This is a genomic window from Tigheibacillus halophilus (assembly GCF_042683165.1).
GTDB lineage: Bacteria > Bacillota > Bacilli > Bacillales > Amphibacillaceae > Tigheibacillus > Tigheibacillus halophilus.
In genome coordinates this window covers 1-26686 of record NZ_JBHUIZ010000016.1, presented here as the reverse complement: position 1 = coordinate 26686, position 26686 = coordinate 1, and the positions used below count along the sequence as shown (strand labels likewise).

Genomic DNA, 26686 nt, shown 5'->3' with positions numbered 1-26686 from the left:
CCAGCTTTACTCAATTAGTTCTTAGACTATTGTTACTAGGTTTAATCCATTTACCTTGATGCTCATTTACAATTTCACCATGATGCATAATTGTTTTGCCATGAACAATGGTTGCTACCGGTTTACCTTTTCCACGGAAACCATCGAATGCCGTAACTTTACTTTTACTATGCAGATTCTCTTTTTTTATTTCAAACGGTTGATTTAAATCTACAATAGTAAGATCAGCATCCGTACCAATTTGCAGCGATCCTTTTTCAGGATAAATATCGAATTGTTTAGCCGGATTGGTTGACAAAAGCGAAACCAATTGTTGAATTGTTATTTTCCCCTCGTTAACTGCATTTAACATTAATGGTACTGTTGTCTCTACTCCACACATACCAGCCGGTATGGACCATAAATCCCCACTTTTTTCTTCCTCTGTATGAGGGGCATGATCGGAGCAAACAATTGAAATCGTCCCGTCCGTAATACGGTCCCAAAGTGTATCCTGGTCGTCTTTATATTTCACAGGCGGGTAAACCTTCATCATTGGTCCGATATCTTCATAATCATCGGCGTTCAAAAACAGAAAATGCGGGCAAGTTTCACAAGTGATGCTTTCTCCTTTTTCCTGTGCATCTTTCACAGCGTCTACACCTTCCGCGGACGTAATGTGGAGTACATGAAGTCGCGCACCGGTATGCTTAGCAAAAGCAATTCCAGTTTGGATGGTAGTCAATTCCGCTAGGTCCGGTCTCCCCTCAACTAGCGCTTCATAATCTTTGCGGCCCTCTTTTTGTATCTCGTCTGATAATTGATGAATTAATTCATTATTTTCTGCATGGATTGCTAAAATTTTGCCTGTTTTGGAAACCTCCCTGAACATCTTATAAACTTCACCATCATTTAAGGGCGGTATAATATCTTTCATTTCAGGAGTATAGTTATAGACTAATTCATAAGTGTCGCGTTTTATAGCATAGCCCCAAAAAAACTTAAATCCTATAACACCCGCTTCATAGAGCGGTTGGATACTACTTAGATTTAAATCTCCCAGACAAATTCCCCAGACCCCAAAATCTACATTAGCCTTTTTGGAGAGGTTTTGAATTTGATTATGAAGGTTCTCCACGTTATTGACAGGCGGATTTGTATTGGGCATCTCAAAAACAAGTGTTATCCCACCAGATGCAGCGGCCAAAGTAGAGTGGTAGAAATCTTCTTTGTATGTAGACCCTGGATCTCTTGAATGGATGTGGGTATCCATTAATCCTGGTAATACATAACACCCTGAAGCATCAGTGATTTGCTCTGCTTCACCAGGCAGTTCTTCTGACGTAACAGCTGCAATCTTTCCATCTTTAATGTAGATATCACCTGCATAGCAATTTTCGGAAGTTGCAATTTTTCCATTCTTGATAATATGATCCCATTCAGTCATTTTCCCTCTCCCCTTCTATTAAAAGTATTCTCATTTCTTTGATCTGGTATTATAACGCCTCCCACCAGATCATCGATACGCTTTAACTGGTGTTCTTCCATATACGTTTGAATGCCTTTTACAATATCAATCATTGCTGTTGGAGATACAAAATTTGCCGTCCCTACTTGTACTGCAGATGCACCTGCCAGCATCATTTCAATGGCATCATCGGAAGTCATTACACCACCGCAGCCAATAATTGGGATGCTGGACACTTGATGGACCTGGTATATTTGTCTGACAATGATCGGTTTAATAGCCGGCCCAGATAACCCCCCCATAATATTCCCTATTTTGGGCTGACGGGAGTGAATATCAATCGCCATTGCTAAGGGGGTATTAGCAACTATCAGAGAATCCGCACCCGCGCCTTCTGCAGCTAATGCAATAGACCGAATATCCGTTACATTTGGTGTCAGTTTGACAAGAATTGGTTTATCCGTCACTTTTCTTACTCTGCTTACCAAATGATGGGTCACATCATCGCTCATTCCAAATGCCCGGCCATCACTTTTTAAATTGGGGCAAGATATATTTAATTCTAGTGCAGACACTTTGGGTACAGCCCCGATAATTTCTGACATTTCCACAAATTCATCAATAGACTCTGCAGAAATACTGGATATTAATGGTGCCCTGTATTGTTTGTAATATGGAACTATTTCTTTTAAATAATAATCTATTCCATTGCTCTGAATACCGATTGAATTAATCATTCCGCCTTTTGTTTCACATGCCCGGGGATTTTGATTCCCTCTTTGCGGGTATTTCGTAATACTTTTAGGGATAACTGCACCAAGGAGATTAAAATCAATAATCTTATCCATTCCCTCCCCGAATGCCCCCGAAGCAGGCATAACTGGATTTTTTATTCTTAATCCACCAATATTCACCTCTAGATTTAACTTAGCCCTTATCATCTGAATACCACCTCACTAAGAGGAAAAACGGGGCCATCCTCACACGATTTAACAGTATGGATCATTCCTTCTCTTTTAACATCACATACGCATGAATAACAAACGCCCATTCCGCATGCCATATACTCTTCCAAAGCAACTTGCCCACTGATTCCACTTTCTATTGATAATTCTTGCAGCAATAAAGACAACCTTTTCGACCCACAGGTGTACATTGCGTCGAAGTTATACGTCTTCGTTAAATGATGAATGATTTCACGTACATTTTCCACGTCACTTGATTTATCTTCTTCCGTTACACAGTAAATTTCCTTGCAATATTTTTCCAATGTCTTGGTAGCCAATAAATCATCCCGTTTTCGAGCACTTAAAATCGAATGTATTTCTATTCCCTTTTGAAAGGCTTTTTGAGCAAGGGCAGCAAGAGTAGCAATCCCTACACCTCTTGCAAGTAATAAGATTCGATTGCAATCCCTGTCTATTGTGAAAGGAACCCCCGCAGGCCCAAGTAATTGCATATTTTTTCCTGGAGCATATTTCGTTAACTGGGTCGTCCCCGCACCTTCAACCTTATAAAGAAATTCCAAAGTATCATCATTTATGAGAAAAATACTTAATGGGCGCCTTAACAAGGGGTAATACGAATGATGATCAGTGGATTGGATATTAAAGAATTGTCCCGGTTCAATGCTTTCCTGAATATCAGATGAGTCCAATATCATGTGCCAATAACGAGTACTTACCTGTTGATTGGACAGCAACGTTAATTTATAGTCTCTCATCAGATTCACCTCCATTATTTGCTGAAACCTTTTCATTAACTGGTTCAGCCCATTTTAATACCTCTTTTTCCAGTACATCACATCCCAATTTAATGGAACGAATGGAGGTGAATTCATCTTTGTGATGGCTTAAACCATCACGACATGGGATAAAAATCAGTCCCGTTGAACATAATCTTGCCATATTCATGGCATCATGGCCGGCTCCACTTGGCATTTTTTTATATGAAATACCTAATTGTTTACACGTTTGCGAAATAGAAGATATAATATCTTCTTCTAATAAAACAGGCTCCTCATCTGACAATAATTCAGTATGGATCAACAGATGCCGCTCTCTTTCAATACTTTTAATAGTCGCCATTACTCTTTCATAAACAACTCGTTTGGAACCAATATCGATTCCACGAATATCAATTTTCATCTCTGCTTTTGCAGGGATCACATTCATCACACCAGGAGTGATGACACAATCACCTACAGTAGCCACAGTTCCTTTCAAAGCTTCCAAATTCGCAGCATTTTCTACAGCCAGACCGATTTCTGCAGCACCCAGAAATGCATCCTTTCGCAGGTTCATAGGTGTTGCGCCAGAGTGAGATGCCTCTCCTTCCACCGTTACCTTTAACCGAGTAGGAGCTGCAATTCCAGTTACAACTCCTATATTTACATTTTCCTGCTCTAATACAGGTCCTTGTTCAATATGAACCTCAAAAAATGCTTTTATATTCTCATTTCTTCTGAATGCGCTTTCTACTTGATCAAAATGTAAACCTACTTGAGAAAACGCCTCAACCATACTTATATCATCTTTATCCTTAATATTTTCAATTTCATCCTTGTTCAAATTCCCAGTCATAAACTTACTGCCTATCGTGGAGAGTCCAAATCTTGATGATTCCTCAGCCGTAAAACAGATAATCTCGACGGGGTGAAGTGTTTGTATATGTCGTGTATTCAAACGACAAATTAATTCTAATGCGGCCACAACACCTACCGTACCGTCATATTTTCCCCCATTAATGACAGTATCCAGATGAGAACCAGTAGAAACAGGCGGCAATTCTGGATTTATCCCTTCTCTACGAGCAATGATATTACCACTATTGTCCATCCTGACATTCAGACCTTTCTCCTTACACATTTCTTTAAAAAGCTCTTTTGCTTTCAGTTCATTTTCCGTAAATGCCAATCGATTCATGCCACCTTCTGAATAACCAATCGCATTAAATTGTTTTAACATCTTTTCAATTCGTTCAAGACTCATTGTTTCTCCCCCAGATACAATTAAATATATATTCTAACAATTAAATGAATAATTTATTCTTATTATATTAGAGGATTTACAATAATGCTTCGTCTTTAATGACATGGTTTTTATTATAATATTGTCTCTTTATACAATTCTATCTGGATAATTCATTAATTTTCAAACCAAGGTATAACATCATTTTTCCCTCTGTATCATTCAACGAATAGCCAGTTAAAGATGCGATTTTTTGAATCCTGTACTTCAATGTATTTACGTGTATAAACAAAGAACCAGACGTTTCCTTAAGATTCTCATTATGTTTAAAATAAGCCATCAATGTTTCAACCAGTTTTAAATTATGCGATTCATCATATTTAATAAGCTTCCCTACGGTATCATGAAAGAAATCAAGCAATCCTTCATTTCCAATTAGCTCACCAAGCAAACGATATACTCCTAAATCTTCATAAAAGGTGATCGCATAGGAATTAGTCATTTCTTTACCTAATTTAAATGCATGCTCGGCCTGCGTAAAACTTTCCCGCAATTCTGCTATACCTGCACAACTTTTTCCAACGCCCATATGAGTTACAAACCGACGTCCTACATAAGCGTCCAAATAATTACATAAAACTTCACATTGATGCTTGATCTCTTTTTTTGTTTTATTATCTATTGGAAAAATGATACAAATATGTTCTCGAATACTTCCTACAATGGCATTTGGCCATCGTTGACGAATGACGTAGTCAATCCTGCTAACTTTTGTAACATCGACTCCCTTGTTTTTATCCTCTTCATTTCCCGTCGTGAATAAAATGCAGGCATAATTCTTTTCGTTACAGAATTGATGCTCTTTACCTCTTTCAATTAAATCCTGGAAGCTGATTGAATTATTAAAAAGCAACTCTCGAACGAAATCGTTTTTATATTGTTGTTCCACATCATGTTTTACTTTAAGTCTTAAAAATTCAAGTGATAAAAAGATGGATGCCTGCTCCAATATCGACAGGTCCAACTGTAAGTTTTCAGATCTATAACCCCAGCTTGTGATATAGCCATATACAATCCCATCAAGCAATATGGGGGCAACAATACACGAAATTTCTTCATCATTATAATGACGTTTTAAACGAATCGGACGTTTAATTAATTCCATTTCCCTTATCTCTTTGTCTGTTAACGAACTTATTTTAAAATTAGGTGTCGGAACATCTATAAAAGGCAATTGGCTTTCTATCGTAATAACGTTTTGTATAAGTGATTCTAATGTTTTAATAAAGTCGGCGATGCCCCCTCCACTTATCGAAACTTCCCTTAGAATTTTGTTAGCTTGTTCGATGTCATCTTGAAGTATAGATTTATTACCAAAGACTGCACTCATAACCGGGGATAGTATATCCAAATAACTTACTTTTTCGGGGACTTCTATGACTGGTAAATTAACCTTTTTAGCCTCATCCAATATAGCTTCAGGGATTTCACCCACATAATGATATGGTTTAATTGCTAAAGCGGCGGTATTGATATCAGCTAGCTGCCTTATGAATAGTCGTTGTTCAGATGGTTCATTTTTTGTAAATAGACTAGTTAATAACAGTTCCCTCCCCTTCAACCAGCGCGTGATATCGGGGACCTCCATAATTGTTACATTGTCGATTACATTTGATAATCTTTCTTCTCCCGTTAAAATACGGCAATCTTTTAACCCCCCGATTTTCATTGCGTTTTTTAATGTTATTCCCATCTACCTCACCTTTTTCAATTAAGTATATTGAAGCAATTGACAGTGTGAATAAAAATTACAAAGATACACGAAGATACTAAAAACCATAAACCACATATGTACATTTTAGCGTATTCAAAAGAACAACAAATGAAAAATCACATTTGTTGTTCTTTTTAACCTATTTAATTATTTTGTATGATGCAACTGGAAAGCAAAGGTTAGTCTTAATTAATCTCTTTTCCTCTTGTCTCGGGTATTAAGAAAAACATTGCCAGTGCAGCTATGACATAGACCCCCGAAATCAATCCTAAGGCCGAGCTTATTGACCCATGAAGCGCCATAATACCGATAGCTAGAGGACCAAAACCACCTATAGCACGTCCAATATTCCAAACAACATTCTGCGCTGTTGCCCGAACCTCTGTTGGATAATGTTCTGATAAGATTGCACCATACCCTCCCATCATACCATTTACCAGAAATCCCAACACAGCGCCAAATAAAATCAACAATACTGGAATGGTAAATTGAAAATAAATCCAAATACCAACAGCACTACAAATTTGAAATATGATAAAGGACGGCTTTCTTCCGAATTTATCAGCAAGAATACCGAATATCAATATCCCTAAAACCATACCGATTGTAGTCACCACTGTCCATAAAGTTGTGCCTTTAAAAGAAAAACCAACATCTTGGGCTAGTGCAGTCGGTACCCACGTCATTACACCGTAAAAGCCAAAATTTTGGACCCCGCAAATAATAATTAATCCAATTGTGATACCTAATTTCCTGGGAGAATCAAAAAGTTGTTTTATTGGTACCTTTTTGTGTAATCTTTTATTGTTATTTTCCCGAATCCTTTCCCACATTTCTGGTTCTTTTAATCCTCTACGGACCCAAAAAGCAAAAATGGCAGGTAACACACCAGCTAAAAATACACCACGCCAGCCAAAATGAGGCGCGATTATTGCCGTAACCACTGAAGCCAGTATAATTCCTGCCTGATACCCTACAGCTACACCTGAAGTTGCACGGGATCGCTTTTCTTTCGGCCATGCTTCCGTAACTAGGGTCATCCCTATACCAAATTCCCCTCCTAAACCAAGGCCGGACAAAAAGCGGTAAATAGAAAAATCCCAAAAGCCAATTGCAATCGCACTAAGACCAGTGAAGAGGGAAAAAATGAGCACTGTCCAAGAAAAAACTTTTACTCTGCCATATTTGTCTGCTAATATACCAAAAATGATGCCGCCAACAACCGCTCCCATCATCGTAATGGTTGACAATGCTCCTCCCTCCACAGTACTCAAGGATAGACCTGCGATAATAAGAGGAAGCGTAAAAGACAAAACCATAAGGTCCAAACCGTCCAACATATAGCCTACACTGGATGCCCACAACGTTTGCCACTGGTATTTTGAGGATTCTGAACTATTAATTTGTGTTTCCTGTACCTTTTTAGTTATTTCCATTTAGACACCCCTCCATATTATGTATAAGTATAACTACGATTCAATTAACAGTAATTCAATCTCCAAACACTTACTAGATAATGCTTTGAAACGCTTTTTCACCAATGTTGGAAAGGGCTTTCATTTTACTGAAAATTATATGTTATATAATTTATCACACTCCCGAATATAATACATCGTCAGTAAGGACAAATTTAATGTCGTATTATTGTCCAAAAAAACATATTATTACTTTTTCTATTTTCACTTATATCAATTACTTTGAAATATCTTTATAAGTTCTACTAACTTCTTGATATGCGATAAACAAAACCACAATGAAACCGATAATAATAGTAAAGCTTCTAATACGGAAGAAATATTAAAACTTATAGGATTACATAAAAAAAAACAACTGCACGGTATATAATTGTTGATTAACACCTGGTGTATAATCATAGATAAATTTTTTATAAATAAGGGGAGATTAGTTTGAAGAAATTTTTATTTTTATTAGTCGCAGCGTTATTAGCTGCTGGTCTTGTAGCTTGTGGGGAAAAGAAAATAAGTAAGTCTGATGACGGTTCAGAGACTAAAACCGAAAAAGAAGAAAAAACAAAAGATGAAAATGTACAAGAATCCGAAGTCGGTAAAATGACAATCACTTATAAAGATAAGGATATAAACGAAAATGCTGAAAGTGGTGCAATTAAGTTCAATGTATATGCCATTCAAGTTGGCGATCTCGAAATAGCTAAGGATTATCAGGATTCATTCGATGGTAAAGAAAAAGCAACAGCCATCACAATGAAAGTTAAATCAGAAAATACATCTGATGAAACGATGGGATTTTATCCCGACCAGGCAACTTTAACAACTGATGCCGGCGATCAAGTAGACGCTGACATGTTCTTGTCCGATGACATTGGCGGGGATTTCATCGGTAAGGTCAAAAAGGAAGGTAATATCATCTTTTTAGTAGATACACCTTCCAAGGATATTAAAGAAGTCAATTTAATCATTGACGGGGCCCACGATGAAGATTTTGAGAAAACTGGCGACAAAGTCAAAATGACCTTTCCTGTAAAATAATTTAAATGTGGGTGTGCATAAAACTGCACACCCTTTTTATACAATTAAATAGTACCTACATTCTATTGTTAAGAGGTTTTCAATGAATCGAATAAAAGAGGTTGTACATCAAATTTTGAAGTTGCTATCTATTAGTAACTCAAGGCATTTAGATATGATAATCTTATCTAAAAAGATGAATATTCCCGCACTTTTGGTATGAACAAACGAGTCAAGCTTCAGTTATGGGAAATATCGCATATTTATAGAAAGACTTACAAAAGAACAGCAGCGACAGGGTTTTGCACATGAATTGTGTCACGTACTGTGGCATGATGGATAGTGGAGACGTTTAGATTTGTTGCTTATCCAACTGCCGGTATGGCAGGCAGACCGATTTGCTTATTATTGTTGCATCCCCACTTTCATGCTAGACGTGCTTTACAATTATACGGAATATGTTGTGATGAAATCAGCATGGTGACAGAAGCCGGTGTGGACCTCTTGCTACGATTATGGAAACACAACTCTAAAGATTTACTCACACGTTACTAAAAAGATAAAAAAAGATGCTTCCGTCAAAATCAGAACAACTTCGTACGGAAACATCTTGGAAAAAATTAATTTTAACTAAAAATGTGACGTTTTTGGTTGTTTGGCATCACATAAACTATTAAACATTGTTGTATCAGCGTTTGATCGAGAATTACATCATGCCGCTCATGTGGTTACGGGATCTACAGGTTTTTATTTTTATGTAAAAACCATGCTCGCAAAGCGTTTTTCCAAAAATGGAATAGGGAACATTTGTTTTCTGTTTCTACCCATTTATATTTTTTAAAGGGGCAATTTATGGTCTGTATTTTATCCGTTAACACTAATTTTCAGAAAGTCAATTTCCCCAATATCAAAAGTGATCATTTTTGTTTCCTGATTAACTCCCTTTACCGTTCCCCAAATTTATCATATTTCCTATTTGAAAATGTTGTAATTGTTATTTGCGTTCCGAACTCATATGCTTCAGCCAACTTTTATCCAATCTCAATATACTCACCTTCAGTTAGTTGTGGATATTGTGTAGATTTTTTCTTTGTTTTTGTTGGTTTTGGTACTGCTGACATTCTATCCCCTTCAATAAGAACATTTGATTTCTTTAACCAGAACTTACATTCCTAGTCGAGGGGATAGGAAAAAATTATTATGGATGAATAGTAAGCCCCCACAGCAAGAAAAAAGCCAGCAATGCCTTTATGGCAGTTAAAACAATCGCGCCTGTTTGTGGCAATAGAACACATATTATCTATGTCCATTTCACGACATGGTTCGGAGTATAACAATCCATTTTTTCTAATAACTCTTTGGGATTTGAGGATACAATTATCATTTCTCGGTATTTTTCATTCATAAACCCTTGTTCTATTGTATGATCTAACATGTTGATTAAAGGGCCAAAAAAATTATTAACGTTTAGCAATCCGCAGGGTTTTGCATGATAACCAAGTTGCGACCAAGTAAATACTTCAAACCATTCCTCTAATGTTCCTGACCCTCCAGGCAAAGCAACAAATGCATCTGCTAATTCTGCCATTTTTGATTTACGTTCATGCATTGTATTAACTACATGCAAATCTGTTAATCTGTCATGAGCAATTTCTACAGCTTTTAGTTTTTCAGGAATCACCCCTATTACATTACCGCCACTGTGTAAAGAAGCGTCGGCTAATGCACCCATACATCCGACTTGTGCGCCACCATAAATTAAGGTCTTATTATTGTTGGCTAACTCTTTACCGAACTTTTCCGCATGCTCTATGTAAACGCTGTTTAATCCCTTACTTGATCCACAAAACACAGCAAGACTTTTAATTTCCATTCCAATCACACCTTCATTCTTGTTTATTGTTCTAGATAATATCTATTTGACAGTTTACGTTTATGTTCTAGGAAGATTTCTTCCAAATCAATATCGTATTTATTCGCAATGACTGCTACATTACCTAGTACATCCCCTAGTTCTTCTGTTAAATTACTCTTATTTTCAGTGAATGAACTGGCTTGTTCATCTGGACGATCTCGTCCTATTTCAAGTGCTCTTATTGCTCTAGCGACTTCCCCTGTCTCTTCCGACAGGAAGCCGATACGTACAAAAATATCTAAATCAGCCCAACCTCTTGATTTATAATATTCAGCAATCCACTTTTGAAATTCCTTTGCTTCCATTTGATATTCCTCCCAACTCATACAAAATAAAACTCAAATTATTATTCAAGGCACCTTCAACTAAATGACCCGATAATCGAATACCATTGTTGAGCAATCGCGCTCTTTTGTTTAATAAACCTGTTTCATTTATTTTGGATGAGACCAAAGCCAATTCCCGTTGGATCAACTAAATAAGCGAGGTAGAATTCATCGAAATCCATCTTCTCTCGTACCACCATTGCCCCGTTTGCTTTCGCTTTATAGATAGCTTCATCCACTGACTCGACTTCAATTTGAATTCGTGTTCCATGTGGATAATCGTTAGGTCCTTTACTTATTCCACCATTAATTCCGCTATTCTCAGTATCTTTTTCAGTGGAAATGGCCCAATAATCCCATTTTGGTTCAGAAATCTTCCATCCAAATACTTCGGGATAAAATTTTGTTGCTTTTTCTGGTTCCTGACTACTTAATTCAAATCCAATTACTTTACCCAATTTAAATCCCCCTTTTTAAAAAAACGTGAAATCATTTGTTGGAACAATTCCCTAGTTTCTGTTCAACACCTATCCCTTGCTTTATTCAAATAAATGGCGTAACTGAATAACCTTATATCACTTTTACCACAATGATGGGCAATAGACAAATCAAAAAAATATGCACTTATGTATTTAGCCCCCACAAGCGTGAGGGCATTTTCTCCTTGCTTTTATGTGCTTGTTAATGGAAAACCTTATTCAAAAAAGACATTCGGATACTGAATTACACCAGAGACATTATCAAGAGAACCTTTTTGTAATTCAATAGCCATTAATGCTTCTTCCGGCACTTCAAATGGCGCTTTTATTTGCCACAGAGAAGACTTCCTAAAGCCAAATTTCGGATAATATTCTGGATGACCCAATACAATAACCGACCGAAATCCAAGCTCTCCTGCCTTCTCTAACGCCCTGAGTATTAAAGCCCTCCCCACCCCTTTATTTTGGTAGTTAGGTAAAACAGAAACAGGTGCAAGCGCTAATGACCCTGTCTTTTGATTGCCATTAACAATTAGCACTTTAGATAAAAGTATATGCCCCAGTATTTCATTAGTATCCTTATTTATAGCCACTAAGGATAGTTCAGGAATGAATACATCAGATTGCCTGATTCGTGAAACTAACTTATGCTCATTGTGATCACTTTGATCTGCAGAAGCAAAGGCAATCTTTACAACCTTCTCAGTTAATTTATAGTCACTTTCCCGTTCTTGTCTAATAACAAATTTCATCTATACAGCTCCTAATTCTACAATACCCTTTATATCACTTTTACCACAATAAAAGCTATTAGACAAATCGAAAAAATATGCAGTGATATGTATTTAGCCCCCGCATAGGTGCCGCACCCCAAATGTTAGAGTAAAAAACTAACACTTGGGGTGTTTTTATTATTTTGTATAAACCCGGACGTAATTACGATTGTCTGTAATATACAAACCAGATTTCAGCTGATGCATTTTGGCTCCGGCCACCATAATCGTTTTCTTAATGGTGAATACTTCTCCTTTAGAAACTATCTGATAGCGAGCGTGCCAATCAGGCTTATCATATATCCACAAGCTGGTGCCAATACTTCAACATACTTTGTTTTTCGCTGATCCGCCACCAGAACCACCGTCGGATTTCTTTTTCAAATTGAATGCTTTAGCTAATCCATTAACATGGCCACGTGCAACCTTATTGATCCAAGATTGATCTTTCATCTTATCCGAATCAGCTTTATTATCAATAAAGCCGTCTTCAGTGAGTACCGCTGGCATATTGGTTTTACGCACCACATGCAAGTCTGGTTTTTTCTTAACGCGGTCTGATAGCCAAAGGATGAGCAGCTAAAAAAAGAAGTGGGCACTGAGTATCACAACGAAAAATTTATTTTTGTCACCAGTCGGTATGCAGATTATCCGATCTATCCAAAAATAATTCAGCAACGCATGGCACGTATTTTAAAGTTAGCTAAACTTAATGAAGAACTAACCCCACACTCTTTACGACATACTCACACTTCATTGCTTGCGGAAGCAGGAGTAAGTATCGAACGAATAATGGAACGACAAGGGCACTCGGATGATGAAACAACTAAACAAGTATATTTACATACGACCGACGCTGTCCGAAAACAAGATGCTAAAAAGTTCGGAAACCTTATAAAAAATGTCCTCAAAATTGATAAATAAGATCAAAAAAAGGCCGCGAGATAAACTCGCGACCTTCAAACCTTTGTATATCAATGGATAAGGCGTTCCTTACATCATGCCGCCCATTCCGCCCATGTCAGGCATTGCTGGCGCACCAGCGTTTTCTTCAGGCAGGTCTGCTACCACAGCTTCAGTAGTCAGGAACATAGCCGCTACAGATGCTGCGTTTTGCAATGCAGAACGCGTAACTTTTGTAGGGTCAACGATTCCAGTGTCAACCATGTTTACCCATTCGCCAGTTGCTGCGTTGAAACCAACGCCAACTTCTTCGCGTTTCAGGCGATCAACAACGATTGATCCTTCCAGACCAGCATTGTGAGCGATCTGACGTACTGGCTCTTCCAGTGCGCGAAGTACGATGCTTGCACCTGTTGCTTCGTCGCCTTCCAAAGCGAGTTCTTCCACTTTGTGGTATACGTTCAAGAGAGCAGTACCACCACCGGAAACAATACCTTCTTCTACAGCAGCACGAGTTGAGTTCAAAGCATCTTCAATGCGAAGCTTGCGTTCTTTCAATTCTGTCTCAGTAGCTGCACCGACTTTAACAACTGCTACACCGCCAGCAAGTTTAGCAAGACGCTCTTGCAATTTCTCTTTATCGAATTCAGAAGTAGTTTCTTCTGCTTGTGCACGGATTTGTGTCACACGGGAAGCAATGTTTTCTGGATTGCCAGCACCTTCTACGATTGTAGTGTTTTCTTTGGAAACAACTACTTTAGAAGCACGGCCCAGCTGTTCTACAGATGCGTTTTTCAACTCAAGACCAAGGTCTTCTGTAATAACATCTGCACCAGTCAATACAGCGATATCTTCCAGCATTGCTTTACGGCGGTCACCAAAGCCAGGAGCTTTTACAGCTACAGCGTTGAATGTGCCACGCAGTTTATTCAATACGAGTGTAGCAAGTGCTTCGCCTTCTACATCTTCAGCAATCAACAGAAGCGGTTTGCCTTGTTGAACAACTTGTTCCAATACAGGCAATACTTCCTGGATGTTTGTGATTTTCTTATCTGTGATAAGGATATAAGGATTTTCAAGTACTGCTTCCATTTTATCCTGATCAGTAACCATGTATGGCGAAGCATATCCGCGATCGAATTGCATACCTTCGACTACTTCAAGCTCAGTATTGAAGCCTTTGGACTCCTCAATAGTGATAACACCATCGTTGCCAACGCGCTCCATTGCTTCAGAAATCAGATTGCCGACTTCTTTATCATCAGAAGAAACAGCAGCAACTTGTGCGATGGATTCTTTGCCTTCGATTGGCTTGGAGATCACTTTCAACTCGGATACAGCAGCTTCAACCGCTTTTTCGATACCACGGCGAATACCTACAGGGTTTGCACCAGAAGTGACGTTTTTCAAACCTTCCTGAATCAACGCTTGCGCCAAAACAGTTGCAGTAGTTGTACCGTCACCGGCAACATCGTTTGTTTTAGATGCTACTTCAGAAACCAATTGTGCACCCATATTTTCAAAATGGTCTTCCAATTCGATTTCCTTGGCAATAGTTACACCGTCATTAGTAATTAGCGGGGAACCGAATTTCTTGTCCAATACGACGTTGCGTCCTTTTGGTCCCAATGTCACTTTTACAGCATTTGCCAATGTATCTACACCGCGTGCCATTGCACGACGAGCGTCTTCACTGAATTTAATTTCTTTAGCCATATAAAATGCCCTCCCTATGATTCATTCAAGTTTATTTCAATCGTTCTATTAACCAACAATAGCCAAAATGTCATTTTCGCGAAGAATTAAGTATTCAGTGCCTTCGTATTTCACTTCGGTGCCGGCGAATTTAGAGAAAATGATATGGTCTCCTTCTTTTACTTCCAGCGCTACTTTTTCACCGCTGTCAGTAACTCTGCCGGATCCAACTGAAACAACTTTGCCCTCCTGCGGTTTTTCTTTTGCAGAGTCTGGCAATACGATTCCGCTTGCTGTTTTTTCCTCTTGTTCTACGAGCTCGATGACAACACGATCTCCTAGTGGTTTAATCATGTAGACAACCTCCTTAATTCCTATCAAAAAGTATTTTTTAAATTTAGCACTCAAAGCAACTGAGTGCTAACACCATTATTATAATAATTAATTCTGTCTGAAATTGCAAGCATTGCACTTCAATTTCGTTCTGCTTTTTTAGACAAATCTCGCAGCCACCCGTTTGACAATTCCCGAATCGCCAAACGAAAAATCTTTTTCTTTTTTTGCTCTGGATGACCACAGTCGCCTCCGATATCCGTAATATGTTAGAATGAATTATATTATAGCATTGTGCATGATAAATAAAGTTGGATTTGAAATAAAAAATGTTCAAGCACATACAATGAATAGATGATTCCAATTTCGAAAGGGACGGTTATACTTTGACAAAACGCTATTGGTGGGTAGTCATTTCCTACGTGATTATGCAATTTTCCGTAATTCTTGGCGCCCCTTTATTTTACTTTCTATTTAAACTGACAGAGGCCGAGGCAATCATTTACTTTACCATTTTCAGTTTCCTCGCCGGCCTTGTCGTCTTCCTTCTATTGATGAAACCGGATATGAAGGAAGGAGTATCCCCGGACGCATCCGCCACAGGCACCACGGTTGGATGGATAATCGGCGGCGTATTTATGGCACTGGCAGCACAAGCTTTAGCTGCAAATATTGAAATCCATGTATTCGGTATAAAAACAGAATCGGAAAACACGAAAAATATCATGGATATATCAAAAGCATTTCCAATATTCTACGTCATTCCTGTGTTGATCGCACCGATTTTGGAGGAAATCCTGTTCCGAAAAATCATCTTCGGAGCATTGTATAACCGCACCAATTTTTGGATAGCCGCATTGATTTCATCAGTCATTTTCGCTGTTATCCATCAAGACCCTAAACACATTCTGGTGTATGCTTCTATGGGGCTCACATTTGCATTTCTATATGTCAAGACAAAACGGATTATCGTTCCAATCCTTGTTCATATGGGGATGAACACGACCGCAGTATTGGGGCAGCTGTTGTTGACCCCGGAAAAAATGGAAAAATTGGAACAGCAAATGAATTTCATACAGCAGCAAATTATTGGAGGATAACTTTTATGATTTCATCTCTTATCAGCCGGGCTATTTTATATTTCGCCATGGGGGCCTTATTCATATTTTTTGCGGTCCGCAGCGCGCATGACACGATGTGGAATATCACTACTATGTTATTGGCAGTGATTGCCACCTTGGATTTCGGCATGGGGTTCAAATTAATAGGATTGCATTTTAAACTGAAACGGGATCAAAAAAAATAACTTTTTATATAAAGCGTCCAGGCGATGGACGCTTTTTTGGTTGAACGAGACATTCGCTTTTGATTGAGACATGCTGTCTTTTCCAGAGTAACCCGTTTGATCGATTCCTATTTCACCTTTTTCAATACCTTTGTCAAATCCTGTTTGACTTCTTTAGGGACTTCATCCGCCCCTGAAGCACCGAATGTCACTGCGTACAAATCATTCCCTTTAAAGAAAACACGGCCGATTTGTGCCTGATCGATCTGGTCATCGTCAGCTTTGATAACCAATTCGAACATCGTTTCATTCTTCGTCGTATCGTAAACTTGCAAATCGAACTTGTCGCCGACCTGTGCTGTATACTGTTCTCGCACAAGCTCCATCCATTCCTTCGGTGAAAGCTCGCCCTTGGCACCTGCTACATATTCCAATGTAACCTGGTTATCCTTATATTTCCCATCAGCAATGGTGAAAAGTGCGGAAGCAAAGCCATCATCTTCAGTATATTCCGCTACCGTCAATTTCATGGCGATGGTTTGCTGCATCTGCTTTAGCTGATCTGCATATTGTCCGTCCATTTCACCATTATCAGCACTTGCCTGCGTTTCTGCAATCGTATCTTCATCAATCGGATTGCCATCCTCATCCAGATACGTCACATCGTTCGCCTGTGAGGCGTAAATTTTCCATTGGCCGTCTTCCTGGCGCAGTTCATGATAACCCTTCACTTCATTGTTTTTAAATTCGGGAATTGGTTCCTTCGCTACAGTCCGTTGCACATAACTCACTTTTGCTTTATCCTCGTTTTTCTCTTCTACTTTCATATCCGTGATTTCCATGTCCAGATCTTTGTCAATGATCGCTTCCATCTGTTGTCTGGTCGTATCGAACACAGGAGATCCACTATGGATCGTGTCCATGTACGCATCAAGGTCTTTATCTTTGTATGCTTGCAAATTAGCATCCAATACAGCAAATAACACTTCATCGCTAGCGACAGCATTTTCTTTTTCTTTGTCTGTCTCTGTTTTTTCTGCCGCAGCAACTTTACTGCCCTTTTCTTCTGTTTTCGTTTTGTCTTCATCCTTCTTATCTTTGCTGGCGTTGTCTGAACAGGCAGCAATAGCCAAGCTCAGTAATAGCATCACGCAAAGAGCCATCAGTTTTTTACCCCACATTGTTTGCACTTCTCCTCTACGTTTTTCTTTTTCTCACCAATTCATCATAGCCAATGCAAGCGATGAATAGAAGATGTCGAAAGTACCATCTTTTCAAAATATTGAGCCTTAATACCCATGACTATCCTGTACATAAAAAAACCTGGCAGCGAAAATCCGCTGCCAGGTTGTTATGCTCATATTTCTTCTTTTTCATTTAAAGGATAATGCTTCAGGAAATATACCAATGCCTGGAGTTCAACCGCCAAATCGATATGATGTACGCGAATATGACTTGGCACACTGATCCTGGCGGGAGTGAAATTCAGAATGCCTTCGATCCCGCAATTGACCAATCGCTCGGTGACAGCATCTGCGACCTGCGCGGGGATTGTCAGAATAGCCACTTTCACGTCCTTCAGTTTTTCTTCCAGCTCATCGATTGAATAAATAGGGACTCCTTCAACATCCTGGCCCGCTTTCTCAGGATCTGCATCGAATGCCATCACGATTTTGGTGTTATTATTTTTCAAGAAATTATAATGTAAAAATGCTGTACCTAAATTACCAACACCGATGATTGCCACATTCGTCAATTCATCCTGGTTCAATGTTTTACGGAAAAAACCCAATAAATATTCTACATTATAGCCATATCCTTTTTTGCCTAAAGCGCCAAAATAAGAAAAATCTCTGCGAATAGTCGCTGAATCAACCTTGACAGCCAAACTCAGCTCCTTAGATGAAACCCGTGATTTGCCTTGATGCTGTAAATTATTTAAAAAACGATAATAAAGCGGCAAACGCTTTGCAGTGGCTTGTGGAATTTTGCGTTCCATATTACTCCTCCTTCATGCCCCGATGGAAATCCCCGGATTTCCCGCCCTTCTTTTCCAATAAATATGTTTGGCCGATAACCATCCCTTTATCCAATGCCTTACACATATCATAAATTGTCAATGCCGTCGCAGATGCGGCTGTCAGCGCCTCCATCTCCACCCCGGTACTTCCCTTGGTTTTTACAAAGACTTCTATTTTCAATTCATACGTATCTCCCGCTTGCTCCCAGCTAAAAGATATATCGACGCCTTTCAGTGAAAGCGGATGGCACATCGGTATCCAGTCAGACGTTTTTTTGGCAGCCATGATTCCCGCTACTTGTGCAACAGCAAGTACATCGCCTTTTTTTATTGTTTGCTTCACGATGCCTTCATGGATTTCCTCATTGACGAAAATACTGCTTGCAGCCAACGCTGTACGTTCTGTGTCCGCTTTGCCGCTGATATCAACCATTCGGGCATGTCCCTGCTCGTTAAAATGTGTGAATTCAGCCATCTGTACCGTCATCCTTCCCTTCACTAATATGTTTTATTTCTGATATCATTTTGTCGTTCCCAATGTATAATAACCAAGAACAAAGCAAATAGTTCAAAAGATCTCATTCCTATTCTAGCAGAAAATCGTTCGGAAGTCGTGATTCTTTTCACAAAAGGATTGCCCAGTTGATTCCCTTTAAGATACACTGAGATGTGGGAGGATTTATCAATAGAGGTGAAAGCGTATGATTTTGATGCAACTCAACGGCATCTCCAAATCCTTTGGAGCCGATGAAATATTATCCGATATCAAATTGGAAGTAAAAATGAAAGACAGGATGGCTATTGTTGGCAGAAATGGAGCGGGAAAATCTACCCTGCTTCAGATCATGGCCGGCCTGCAATCGTATGACACGGGCGAATTTTTCAAACCGAAGGATGTCAGTACTGGTTATTTATCTCAGCATACCGGCCTTGAATCAGAGCATACCATTTGGGATGAGATGCTGGAAGTCTTCACCGATATTCTTCAACAGGAAAAGAAACTTCGCGAGTTAGAAACAAAAATGGCCAATGCTGCGGCTTTGAGTTCCAATGATTATGAACAGCTGCTTAAAAATTATGACCAGCTGCAGCATGCCTTTGAAAAAGCCGGCGGCTACAATTATGAGTCAGAAATTCGTACAGTACTGCACGGGTTGCATTTTGGTGATTACGATGAAGCCACCGTGATCAATGAACTCAGCGGCGGTCAGAAAACACGATTGGCACTCGGTAAATTGCTTCTTGCAAAACCAGATATATTAATATTGGATGAACCGACCAACCATCTGGATATTGAAACACTGACATGGCTGGAAGGGTATCTTTCAAGCTATCCGGGTGCGGTCGTCATCGTCTCTCACGACCGTTATTTCTTGGACAAGACCGTTTCCATCATTTATGATGTGTCGCGCCATCATATAAAAAAATACCACGGCACATACTCATCTTATTTGGAACAACGCGCTCTTCAATACGAGCAAGAATTGGATGAATATGAGAAACAGCAAACAGAAATTAAAAAAATGGAAGACTTCATTCAGAAAAATATTGTACGTGCCTCCACTACAAAACGCGCACAGAGCCGGCGTAAGCAACTGGAAAAAATGGAACGTATCGACAAACCGCTCGGCGAAGAATCATCAGCAAGTATCGCTTTTCAAGCGAATAAGCGCAGCGGCAATGATGTATTATCCGTACAAAATCTTTCTTTTCGTTATGATGAATCGGAAGAATTTCTGTTTCGCCATCTCGATATGCAGCTCCACCGCGGAGACAGATTTGCCATAGTCGGTCCAAATGGTGTAGGCAAAACCACGCTTCTGAAAAATGTCATCGGCAAATTGAAACCGGCTTCCGGGGAAATCCGGGTAGGTACAAATGTCGAGATCGGCTATTATGACCAGGAACAAGCTGACCTTTCTTCTTCCAAAACGGTGCTGCATGAGCTATGGGATGACTATCCCACCACCAATGAAAAAGATATACGTACAGTGCTTGGCAATTTTCTCTTTTCAGGGGATGATGTGTTAAAAATCGTCCACTCTTTATCTGGTGGGGAAAAAGCCCGGCTGGCCCTGTCGAAGCTGCGAATGCAAAAAGCGAATTTGCTTGTATTAGATGAACCGACCAACCATCTGGATATCGACAGTAAAGAAGTACTGGAATCTGCATTAACTGCATTTGAAGGTACCATCTTATTTGTATCCCATGACCGGTATTTCATTAATAAAATTGCCGATCATGTCGTGGAAATGCAGCCGGGCGGTGCCACCATCTATCTTGGAGATTATGATTACTACATTGCTAAGAAACAGGAAGAGCTGGAAATGGCAGCCTTGGAACAAACAAACGGCAAGGGCAAGACAGCCCCATCTGAAAACAGGCTTAGCTTTGAAGAAGAAAAAAGACTGCAAAGCGAAAAACGAAAAAGAGAAAGACAAATTGCAGCCATAGAAGAAAAAATCGATCAGCTTGAAAATGAGCTATCCCAACTCGAAGAAAGAATGGCAGAGCCGGAAATTTTCCAGGATCATGAAATGTCGTTGAAATTGACCCGTCAAAGCGAAGAAATCAAATCGAGAATAGAGGAAGAAATGCAGGCATGGGAGATTTTGCAGGAAGAATAGAAAAGATTGAACAGTAGAGAAAACTGTCACTGCTCCTAAAAAAAGGCGGGCCCGCAAAACATAGGGCCCGCCTTTTTTGATTCCTATTTAAATAAGTAATCATTCTGCATCGTATTTTCCACGGCGACACGATATACAAGCCCAAGTCCAATCATCGACGACATGACTGAACTGCCTCCATAGCTCAGCAGCAAGAGCGGGATTCCTGTTATCGGCATGATCCCCACAATCATCCCGATGTTTTGGAAAGCATGGATAAAGATCAAACTCAAAAATCCAAAACAAATATAAGCGCCGAACATGGTGAAATGGAAGCTATTTAATCCAAGCATCAACATACGGTAAAGCAATAGAAAATACAAGAAAACGACTATAGCACACCCTACAAATCCAAAGCTTTCCCCCACCACTGAAAAGATAAAATCAGTGTGTGCCTCCGGCAAGGACACTTGCAGGGCACTCATCCCTTTTCCTGTAAGCTGCCCAGACCCAAGGGCCGAGAGCGAGCGGTCGAAATGGAACGTGTCATCACTTGTCTGCCCTGAAGCATCAAACCATGTGAGCACACGCTGAACTTGGTATTGTTCGAGACCAAGCACCTGTTCAGACATCTGCGGAAAGGTGACGATGACCCAAAGCGCAGAAAATAACACTGCTGCTCCGCCCAAAACAAGCGTAGCAATGATTTTCCAATCGATACCCGACAACAGTACAAAAACAGCTGCGATAAACAAATACACCATGGAAGAACCGAAGTCAGGCTGCATATTGATTAGTAAAACAGGAGCGATGACAATCATTCCAATTTTAAGCAACAAAAATACGTCTGTTTTCCAATTCGACTTGGGGTATTTTTCTTTATGTTTACTGATAACTGCCGCAAAGTAAAGCACTGTGGATATCTTGGCAAACTCTGAAGGCTGCATGGAGAATCCTGGCAAAGTGAACCAGCTCTTGGAATGGTTAATTGTCCGCGCAATGCTTTCCGGACTCACAAGGAGAACGGCCAATAGCAAAACCCCAAAAATATATGCAAAAAGACTAATTTTATATAACTGTTCCAAATCGAACAATTGAATCAGAGCTACAATACCTGCTCCGACTGCAAACCAAAAAATCTGTAACACAACAAAATTTTTGCCAGCATATTGTTCCAGCTGCTGTGCATTGTAAATCGCCAGTAGACTGACGCCGGCAAACAGCATGAATAAAAGGATAAAGTCAAATTGCAAATAATGTGATTGTTTGTTTGACATACCTTATCACCAGTTTCTTTCATTCCTCAATTCAAACAGTAATATTTTTCCAAAATGCATATTGACATTGTAGCATATGAAACACATTTTTCATAAAGTGAACCATTGTGCTAAAAGGGTTAGCCGCTGGATTTTCCTCACGCCATTCCAGATCCAGGAAATGTCCTGAAAGCCTAGGAACATTATCATTGAACTTATCCACAAACCTATTAACAACTGAACGTTGTTATAATCACATATTAACAAAGTAATCCACATTATCCACAGAACAAGGCAAAATTATGCACAAAAAGGTCCACACCCACAATTACTTTACTTATCACATATTCAGTTATTATTCACACACCTGTGGATAAACATTTGTGCATAAAAATGGGCCATCATTTCATGACATGGATGGCCGTAAATATATTTGTCATAAACTATTGGAGCGATAAGGAGGGATCAGCGTTTAACTCCAGTCCAGCTCTTCTTCCTTGTTCATATGCAATGGTTCCTGCTGCAGCAATCATTGCGGCGTTGTCTGTACACAATTTGACTGGTGGGATGAGAAGCGGAATGCCCATCGGTTTAAATGCTTTTTCAAGCGCTGTACGAAGTCCCCTATTCGCCGCGACGCCTCCAGCTACCAGTACCTGCTTGACTTGGTGCAATTCAGCGGCCCTTCGCGTTTTCGCCGTCAATACGTCCACAACACTTTCCTGGAAACTTGCGGCTATGTCCGCTTTTTCCAATCTATCTCCACGTTGTCGTGCGTTGTGAATAGTGTTAATAACTGCTGACTTCAATCCGCTAAAGCTGAAGTCGAAACTATCTGGTTCCAGCCAGGCTCTCGGAAAATCGATGCTGATTTTTCCTTCAGCAGCCTGCCGGTCTATATGGGGCCCGCCCGGGTAAGGCATATCAAGCATTCTGGCAACTTTGTCATATGCTTCTCCTGCAGCATCATCCCGAGTCTCGCCAATCAACTCAAATTGGCCGTGTTGTTTCATCAGAACCAACTCAGTATGACCACCTGATACAACTAAAGCAAGCAATGGGAATTCCAGTTCCTGGACCAACCGATTGGCATAAATATGCCCTGCAATATGATGGACAGGCACTAGCGGCTTCTGCTTTGCAAACGCCAAAGCTTTCGCAGCACTTACACCTATCAGCAATGCACCAACTAGGCCTGGCCCCTGTGTCACTGCAATTGCATTTATATCTTCCCAATTCAATTCGGATTGCTTCATAGCATCTTCCAAAACCACAGTGATTTGCTCTACATGATGACGTGATGCAATCTCAGGAACTACCCCGCCAAAACGTTTATGGCTTTCTATTTGTGAAGCAACTACATTTGCGACGATTTCAGTACCGTTCCTTACAATCGCCACAGCAGTTTCATCACAGCTTGTCTCTATTCCAAGTATATAAGTCGCATTTTTCATTTCAATGTCACCCACATTACAATCGCATCTTCCTGATTGTCTGAATAATAATTTTTGCGAATGCCCCCTTCCACAAGGCCGAACTTGCTGTACATTCGCTGTGCTATATGGTTGGAAACCCTCACTTCCAATGATAAGTGCACCGCCCCAAGGATAACCGCCTTACCCACCATGAAACGGAATAATTGCTCTCCATACTTTTTACCACGATATCCCGGTAAAATAGCAATATTGGTAATTTGCGCATCATCAACTACCACCCACATACCGGCATATCCTATCACTTCCCCCTCCAATTCAAGCACATAATAATGCGCATGAAAGTTTTGAGAAAGCTCCTGAAAAAAAATATGCCTCTCCCATGGTGAGGTGTAAGTTGCTGTTTCCACCTTCATCACTGCTTCTATATCTGCCAAGGCCATGGGTCGAATTAATGGTTCATTCATCAACCTTCTTCCCTTCTGCTTTTAGCCACTTCGCTTCTGCTTCTGCCAGCCGCAAATAATTGGGAGTCATATGATATACGGCATCGGCACTATTTTCTTCACTTGCCAGTACCAGATGAGAAGGATTTGAGGTTTGTAAAGCTTTGGCTTGTGGAATGAATGCATTTAATCCAGGAGTCGATGCTATTGCTGCGCGGTGTTTCTCCATATCCGGGCTTAAGAAAAGCACAGGCTTGCCAATTACTGCCAGTTCATGGAGCCATCCCTGCATATCTGTATTTCTCTCTGCCTTCTCAAGCTGTAAACGCTCATCCCTAGGATGATAAAGCCCAGTATATACCCGCCCTCTTCTTGCATCAAAAAAAGGGCAGATCAACCCATCAAAGTATATACCTTGATATGCAAGTACCTTTAAACTTGATGCACCTGTGATAGGGATTTGTAGTGCCCAGGCCAATGTCTTGGCTGTTGTCATCCCGATTCTGACACCCGTATAAGAACCAGGTCCCTCCGCTACAACGATTTTTTCCAGTTGTTCAGGAGTGATTTGTACATCCTTCATCAATTGATCAATAGCAGGCATTAATCGGACGGAATGATTCTTGGCGATATTGGTCACCATTTCTCCAACAACTTCATCATCCTTCATGATCGCCACACCGAGCACCTGATTAGACGTATCTATTGCAAGTATGTACATCTTAAGCATTCTCCTTCATTTCCCACATTAACTGATCAACAAGTTCTTCATAGTGCTTCCCTCTCGGGGTAAAAGAATAAGTTCGTGAGCTTTCATCTTCATATGCAATGGAAATGTTCAAGAATTCGTCAGGTAGAAAATCGGCAATAAACTGTGCCCACTCTACTACAGTCACTCCGCCACCTTGAAAATACTCTTCAAAACCGAGATCTTCCTCTTCATGTTCCAAACGATACACGTCCATATGGTACAAGGGTAAACGCCCTTCATATTGCTTTATAATGGTAAATGTGGGACTGCTTACAGTAGCTTCTACACCCAATCCAGAAGCTAAACTTTTTGTAAAAGTTGTTTTTCCAGTTCCCAATTCACCTTCCAGTGTAATCACATCTCCTGGCCTTAATGACTTCGCCAATGAGACAGCTAAATTCTTTGTTTTTTCCAATGAATCTGCACGATATTCATAGCCCATATTTTCACCTGCTTATTTAAGCTGCGCTTCATTTTATCTACTGGCAAAACATTATTTGCCCATTCTATCAGCATATTGACTATACTCATGATAGCAAAAAAAACTCGAAAAGGAAAAAGTATTTCATTGATGAGTTAGTATTTATTCAAAACAGCTTTTTTTAGCAGTAACTATTTCTTAACAGGCTTTTCATTTCACTTTACTTGGATGGAGAGAACATGCTGTTTCTGCCTCCATAATGTAGCGTGTATTTTATTACAGACCTGCGGTAAATCCGCAATTCCCTGTTTTCCGCTGCTGTTTAAGGGTATATTACAAATACGGCCTAACCGTAACAACGATTGATTGAAACAACGCATAGAAAGGAAAACAGCCACATGAATCATCTATCTAAACTATACCCTCTCCCGGAAACATTTTACCAAAAACCAACCATTGAACTTGCTAAAAGCCTCCTGGGCTGTATGCTCGTAAAACATACAGAGGATGGCGTGACTTCTGGCATCATCGTCGAAACAGAAGGTTATCTTGGCGCAAAAGACCGTGCCGCTCATGGCTTCCGCAACCGTCGGACTAAACGGACTGAAATTATGTTTGGAGAGCCCGGATATGCTTATACGCATGTGATGCATACCCATTGCCTCATCAATGTTGTCAGCGGAACAAAAGGTGAACCGGAATCTGTTTTGATCCGGGCGCTGGAACCATATTCCGGAATTGAATTGATGTTAAAAAGAAGGCCTGTAAGCAAGTTTCAAAACCTTACTAGCGGCCCCGGAAAATTGACTCAGGCAATGGGAATCACTATGCAGGATTATGGCCGTTCATTTACAGAGCCGGGACTCTTTATCGCAAAAGCCAATAAACTACCAGATATATCAATAGGAACCAGAATAGGTATTGATAACTCGGGAGAGGCGAAAGATTATCCATATCGCTTCTGGGTCACTGGAAATAAATTTGTCTCCAAATGATCCATCCTTAGTAGTTTTTTATGTAACGACATAAAATAAAGCACATGACTTATAATTGTCATGTGCTGTGTATGTATATCATTTTTTAAAATGGCGGTCCGGACGGGACTCGAACCCGCGACCTCCTGCGTGACAGGCAGGCATTCTAACCAGCTGAACTACCGGACCAAATTGGTTGCGGGGGCAGGATTTGAACCTACGACCTTCGGGTTATGAGCCCGACGAGCTACCAGACTGCTCCACCCCGCGATAATAATAAATGTGTAAAATGGAAACTTGTTCCTTCCTGAATGGAAAGTACAAATGCCTGGCGGCGTCCTACTCTTGCAGGGGCAAAGCCCCAACTACCATCGGCGCTGAAGAGCTTAACTTC

28 protein-coding genes, 2 tRNA genes and 1 pseudogene are annotated in these 26686 nt (G+C 40.0%); 7 read left to right on the top strand and 24 right to left on the bottom strand.

The window, feature by feature from the left end; genetic code table 11:
* Positions 1–10: 10 nt before the first annotated feature.
* The 6 genes from allB to ACFSMW_RS18020 form a co-directional block, all read right to left on the bottom strand.
* Entirely contained in the window at positions 11–1426 is a 1416-nt protein-coding gene (allB, locus tag ACFSMW_RS18045) for an allantoinase AllB (RefSeq protein ID WP_390357705.1), read from the bottom strand.
* Complete coding sequence (locus ACFSMW_RS18040) at positions 1423–2388, bottom strand: dihydroorotate dehydrogenase (RefSeq protein ID WP_390357704.1); 966 nt, start codon at positions 2386–2388, stop codon at positions 1423–1425. Before ACFSMW_RS18040 ends, allB begins: the two co-directional genes overlap by 4 nt.
* Positions 2385–3170, bottom strand: coding sequence for a dihydroorotate dehydrogenase electron transfer subunit (locus tag ACFSMW_RS18035; RefSeq protein ID WP_390357703.1), 786 nt, complete (start codon positions 3168–3170; stop codon positions 2385–2387). The genes ACFSMW_RS18040 and ACFSMW_RS18035 overlap by 4 nt, the downstream gene beginning before the upstream one ends.
* Entirely contained in the window at positions 3157–4437 is a 1281-nt protein-coding gene (locus tag ACFSMW_RS18030) for a M20 family metallo-hydrolase (protein ID WP_390357702.1), read from the bottom strand. The genes ACFSMW_RS18035 and ACFSMW_RS18030 overlap by 14 nt, the downstream gene beginning before the upstream one ends.
* Before the next feature lie 139 nt (positions 4438–4576).
* Positions 4577–6169, bottom strand: coding sequence for a PucR family transcriptional regulator (locus ACFSMW_RS18025; protein ID WP_390357701.1), 1593 nt, complete (start codon positions 6167–6169; stop codon positions 4577–4579).
* 206 nt (positions 6170–6375) lie between these two features.
* Positions 6376–7626 (bottom strand): MFS transporter, encoded by a 1251-nt coding sequence (locus ACFSMW_RS18020; RefSeq protein ID WP_390357700.1) that lies wholly within the window; start codon positions 7624–7626, stop codon positions 6376–6378.
* A 471-nt stretch (positions 7627–8097) separates the two neighbouring features.
* On the opposite strand from ACFSMW_RS18020, the gene ACFSMW_RS18015 reads away from it, so the two are divergent.
* Together ACFSMW_RS18015 and ACFSMW_RS18010 are read left to right on the top strand one after the other, a co-directional pair.
* Positions 8098–8697 (top strand): hypothetical protein, encoded by a 600-nt coding sequence (locus tag ACFSMW_RS18015; protein ID WP_390357699.1) that lies wholly within the window; start codon positions 8098–8100, stop codon positions 8695–8697.
* A gap of 226 nt (positions 8698–8923) precedes the next feature.
* Positions 8924–9019 (top strand): annotated as a pseudogene (locus tag ACFSMW_RS18010) (ImmA/IrrE family metallo-endopeptidase); the annotation flags it as partial.
* A gap of 957 nt (positions 9020–9976) precedes the next feature.
* On the opposite strand, the gene ACFSMW_RS18005 reads toward ACFSMW_RS18010, so the two are convergent.
* From ACFSMW_RS18005 to ACFSMW_RS17980, 6 genes are all read right to left on the bottom strand, one after another.
* Complete coding sequence (locus ACFSMW_RS18005) at positions 9977–10549, bottom strand: LOG family protein (protein WP_390357698.1); 573 nt, start codon at positions 10547–10549, stop codon at positions 9977–9979.
* A gap of 23 nt (positions 10550–10572) precedes the next feature.
* A complete protein-coding gene (locus tag ACFSMW_RS18000; protein WP_390357697.1) occupies positions 10573–10896 on the bottom strand; it encodes a MazG nucleotide pyrophosphohydrolase domain-containing protein in 324 nt (107 codons plus the stop codon).
* 125 nt (positions 10897–11021) lie between these two features.
* A complete protein-coding gene (locus ACFSMW_RS17995; protein ID WP_390357696.1) occupies positions 11022–11375 on the bottom strand; it encodes a VOC family protein in 354 nt (117 codons plus the stop codon).
* Positions 11376–11611: 236 nt separating this feature from the next.
* A complete protein-coding gene (locus ACFSMW_RS17990; RefSeq protein WP_390357695.1) occupies positions 11612–12148 on the bottom strand; it encodes a GNAT family N-acetyltransferase in 537 nt (178 codons plus the stop codon).
* A 159-nt stretch (positions 12149–12307) separates the two neighbouring features.
* On the bottom strand, positions 12308–12478 hold the full coding sequence (locus ACFSMW_RS17985) for a hypothetical protein (protein ID WP_390357694.1): 171 nt from the start codon (positions 12476–12478) through the stop codon (positions 12308–12310).
* A gap of 15 nt (positions 12479–12493) precedes the next feature.
* Positions 12494–12742, bottom strand: coding sequence for an N-acetylmuramoyl-L-alanine amidase (locus ACFSMW_RS17980; protein WP_390357782.1), 249 nt, complete (start codon positions 12740–12742; stop codon positions 12494–12496).
* Positions 12743–12760: 18 nt separating this feature from the next.
* Between ACFSMW_RS17980 and ACFSMW_RS17975 the strand changes: the two genes are divergently transcribed.
* Positions 12761–13093 (top strand): tyrosine-type recombinase/integrase, encoded by a 333-nt coding sequence (locus ACFSMW_RS17975; RefSeq protein WP_390357693.1) that lies wholly within the window; start codon positions 12761–12763, stop codon positions 13091–13093.
* Between the two features lie 69 nt (positions 13094–13162).
* On the opposite strand, the gene groL is transcribed toward ACFSMW_RS17975, so the two are convergent.
* Positions 13163–14788 carry a chaperonin GroEL gene (groL, locus tag ACFSMW_RS17970; protein WP_390357692.1) on the bottom strand — a complete coding sequence of 542 codons (1626 nt, stop codon included), beginning with the start codon at positions 14786–14788 and terminating at the stop codon, positions 13163–13165.
* A 48-nt stretch (positions 14789–14836) separates the two neighbouring features.
* Positions 14837–15121: a co-chaperone GroES gene (gene groES, locus ACFSMW_RS17965; protein ID WP_390357691.1), complete on the bottom strand. Its 285-nt coding sequence runs from the start codon at positions 15119–15121 to the stop codon at positions 14837–14839.
* 365 nt (positions 15122–15486) lie between these two features.
* Here groES and ACFSMW_RS17960 point away from each other — a divergent pair, with 365 nt between their 5' ends.
* Positions 15487–16200: a CPBP family intramembrane glutamic endopeptidase gene (locus ACFSMW_RS17960; RefSeq protein WP_390357690.1), complete on the top strand. Its 714-nt coding sequence runs from the start codon at positions 15487–15489 to the stop codon at positions 16198–16200.
* A gap of 5 nt (positions 16201–16205) precedes the next feature.
* Complete coding sequence (locus ACFSMW_RS17955) at positions 16206–16406, top strand: YdiK family protein (protein ID WP_390357689.1); 201 nt, start codon at positions 16206–16208, stop codon at positions 16404–16406.
* A 107-nt stretch (positions 16407–16513) separates the two neighbouring features.
* Here ACFSMW_RS17955 and ACFSMW_RS17950 read toward each other — a convergent pair whose 3' ends face one another.
* From ACFSMW_RS17950 to moaC, 3 genes are all read right to left on the bottom strand, one after another.
* On the bottom strand, positions 16514–17566 hold the full coding sequence (locus ACFSMW_RS17950) for a nuclear transport factor 2 family protein (RefSeq protein WP_390357688.1): 1053 nt from the start codon (positions 17564–17566) through the stop codon (positions 16514–16516).
* Between the two features lie 176 nt (positions 17567–17742).
* Positions 17743–18384 carry a redox-sensing transcriptional repressor Rex gene (locus tag ACFSMW_RS17945; protein ID WP_390357687.1) on the bottom strand — a complete coding sequence of 214 codons (642 nt, stop codon included), beginning with the start codon at positions 18382–18384 and terminating at the stop codon, positions 17743–17745.
* A gap of 1 nt (position 18385) precedes the next feature.
* Positions 18386–18880 (bottom strand): cyclic pyranopterin monophosphate synthase MoaC, encoded by a 495-nt coding sequence (gene moaC, locus ACFSMW_RS17940; protein ID WP_390357686.1) that lies wholly within the window; start codon positions 18878–18880, stop codon positions 18386–18388.
* A 226-nt stretch (positions 18881–19106) separates the two neighbouring features.
* Between moaC and ACFSMW_RS17935 the strand changes: the two genes are divergently transcribed.
* Entirely contained in the window at positions 19107–21032 is a 1926-nt protein-coding gene (locus tag ACFSMW_RS17935; RefSeq protein WP_390357685.1) for an ABC-F family ATP-binding cassette domain-containing protein, read from the top strand.
* Positions 21033–21115: 83 nt separating this feature from the next.
* On the opposite strand, the gene ACFSMW_RS17930 is transcribed toward ACFSMW_RS17935, so the two are convergent.
* From ACFSMW_RS17930 to tsaE, 5 genes are all read right to left on the bottom strand, one after another.
* On the bottom strand, positions 21116–22288 hold the full coding sequence (locus ACFSMW_RS17930; protein ID WP_390357684.1) for an FtsW/RodA/SpoVE family cell cycle protein: 1173 nt from the start codon (positions 22286–22288) through the stop codon (positions 21116–21118).
* A 422-nt stretch (positions 22289–22710) separates the two neighbouring features.
* Positions 22711–23721, bottom strand: coding sequence for a tRNA (adenosine(37)-N6)-threonylcarbamoyltransferase complex transferase subunit TsaD (gene tsaD / locus ACFSMW_RS17925; RefSeq protein WP_390357683.1), 1011 nt, complete (start codon positions 23719–23721; stop codon positions 22711–22713).
* Entirely contained in the window at positions 23718–24167 is a 450-nt protein-coding gene (rimI, locus tag ACFSMW_RS17920; RefSeq protein WP_390357682.1) for a ribosomal protein S18-alanine N-acetyltransferase, read from the bottom strand. The genes tsaD and rimI overlap by 4 nt, the downstream gene beginning before the upstream one ends.
* Positions 24160–24867 (bottom strand): tRNA (adenosine(37)-N6)-threonylcarbamoyltransferase complex dimerization subunit type 1 TsaB, encoded by a 708-nt coding sequence (tsaB, locus tag ACFSMW_RS17915; protein ID WP_390357681.1) that lies wholly within the window; start codon positions 24865–24867, stop codon positions 24160–24162. Before tsaB ends, rimI begins: the two co-directional genes overlap by 8 nt.
* 1 nt (position 24868) lies before the next feature.
* Positions 24869–25339: a tRNA (adenosine(37)-N6)-threonylcarbamoyltransferase complex ATPase subunit type 1 TsaE gene (gene tsaE, locus ACFSMW_RS17910; protein ID WP_390357680.1), complete on the bottom strand. Its 471-nt coding sequence runs from the start codon at positions 25337–25339 to the stop codon at positions 24869–24871.
* 377 nt (positions 25340–25716) lie between these two features.
* On the opposite strand from tsaE, the gene ACFSMW_RS17905 reads away from it, so the two are divergent.
* Positions 25717–26313 (top strand): DNA-3-methyladenine glycosylase, encoded by a 597-nt coding sequence (locus tag ACFSMW_RS17905; protein ID WP_390357679.1) that lies wholly within the window; start codon positions 25717–25719, stop codon positions 26311–26313.
* A 91-nt stretch (positions 26314–26404) separates the two neighbouring features.
* Here the strand turns inward: ACFSMW_RS17905 and ACFSMW_RS17900 are convergent.
* A tRNA-Asp gene (locus ACFSMW_RS17900) sits at positions 26405–26481 on the bottom strand.
* A 4-nt stretch (positions 26482–26485) separates the two neighbouring features.
* Positions 26486–26562 (bottom strand) — tRNA-Met (locus tag ACFSMW_RS17895).
* Between the last annotated feature and the right edge of the window lie 124 nt (positions 26563–26686).

Bases quoted from the DNA above. Each gene is read 5' to 3' on its own strand.
- allB (WP_390357705.1), bottom strand. From the start codon at position 1,426: ATGACTGAATGGGATCATATTATCAAGAATGGAAAAATTGCAACTTCC.
- ACFSMW_RS18040 (WP_390357704.1), bottom strand. From the start codon at position 2,388: ATGATAAGGGCTAAGTTAAATCTAGAGGTGAATATTGGTGGATTAAGA.
- ACFSMW_RS18035 (WP_390357703.1), bottom strand. From the start codon at position 3,170: ATGAGAGACTATAAATTAACGTTGCTGTCCAATCAACAGGTAAGTACT.
- ACFSMW_RS18030 (WP_390357702.1), bottom strand. From the start codon at position 4,437: ATGAGTCTTGAACGAATTGAAAAGATGTTAAAACAATTTAATGCGATT.
- ACFSMW_RS18025 (WP_390357701.1), bottom strand. From the start codon at position 6,169: ATGGGAATAACATTAAAAAACGCAATGAAAATCGGGGGGTTAAAAGAT.
- ACFSMW_RS18020 (WP_390357700.1), bottom strand. From the start codon at position 7,626: ATGGAAATAACTAAAAAGGTACAGGAAACACAAATTAATAGTTCAGAA.
- ACFSMW_RS18005 (WP_390357698.1), bottom strand. From the start codon at position 10,549: ATGGAAATTAAAAGTCTTGCTGTGTTTTGTGGATCAAGTAAGGGATTA.
- ACFSMW_RS18000 (WP_390357697.1), bottom strand. From the start codon at position 10,896: ATGGAAGCAAAGGAATTTCAAAAGTGGATTGCTGAATATTATAAATCA.
- ACFSMW_RS17990 (WP_390357695.1), bottom strand. From the start codon at position 12,148: ATGAAATTTGTTATTAGACAAGAACGGGAAAGTGACTATAAATTAACT.
- groL (WP_390357692.1), bottom strand. From the start codon at position 14,788: ATGGCTAAAGAAATTAAATTCAGTGAAGACGCTCGTCGTGCAATGGCA.
- groES (WP_390357691.1), bottom strand. From the start codon at position 15,121: ATGATTAAACCACTAGGAGATCGTGTTGTCATCGAGCTCGTAGAACAA.
- ACFSMW_RS17955 (WP_390357689.1), top strand. From the start codon at position 16,206: ATGATTTCATCTCTTATCAGCCGGGCTATTTTATATTTCGCCATGGGG.
- ACFSMW_RS17950 (WP_390357688.1), bottom strand. From the start codon at position 17,566: ATGTGGGGTAAAAAACTGATGGCTCTTTGCGTGATGCTATTACTGAGC.
- ACFSMW_RS17945 (WP_390357687.1), bottom strand. From the start codon at position 18,384: ATGGAACGCAAAATTCCACAAGCCACTGCAAAGCGTTTGCCGCTTTAT.
- moaC (WP_390357686.1), bottom strand. From the start codon at position 18,880: ATGGCTGAATTCACACATTTTAACGAGCAGGGACATGCCCGAATGGTT.
- ACFSMW_RS17935 (WP_390357685.1), top strand. From the start codon at position 19,107: ATGATTTTGATGCAACTCAACGGCATCTCCAAATCCTTTGGAGCCGAT.
- ACFSMW_RS17930 (WP_390357684.1), bottom strand. From the start codon at position 22,288: ATGTCAAACAAACAATCACATTATTTGCAATTTGACTTTATCCTTTTA.
- tsaD (WP_390357683.1), bottom strand. From the start codon at position 23,721: ATGAAAAATGCGACTTATATACTTGGAATAGAGACAAGCTGTGATGAA.
- rimI (WP_390357682.1), bottom strand. From the start codon at position 24,167: ATGAATGAACCATTAATTCGACCCATGGCCTTGGCAGATATAGAAGCA.
- tsaB (WP_390357681.1), bottom strand. From the start codon at position 24,867: ATGTACATACTTGCAATAGATACGTCTAATCAGGTGCTCGGTGTGGCG.
- tsaE (WP_390357680.1), bottom strand. From the start codon at position 25,339: ATGGGCTATGAATATCGTGCAGATTCATTGGAAAAAACAAAGAATTTA.
- ACFSMW_RS17905 (WP_390357679.1), top strand. From the start codon at position 25,717: ATGAATCATCTATCTAAACTATACCCTCTCCCGGAAACATTTTACCAA.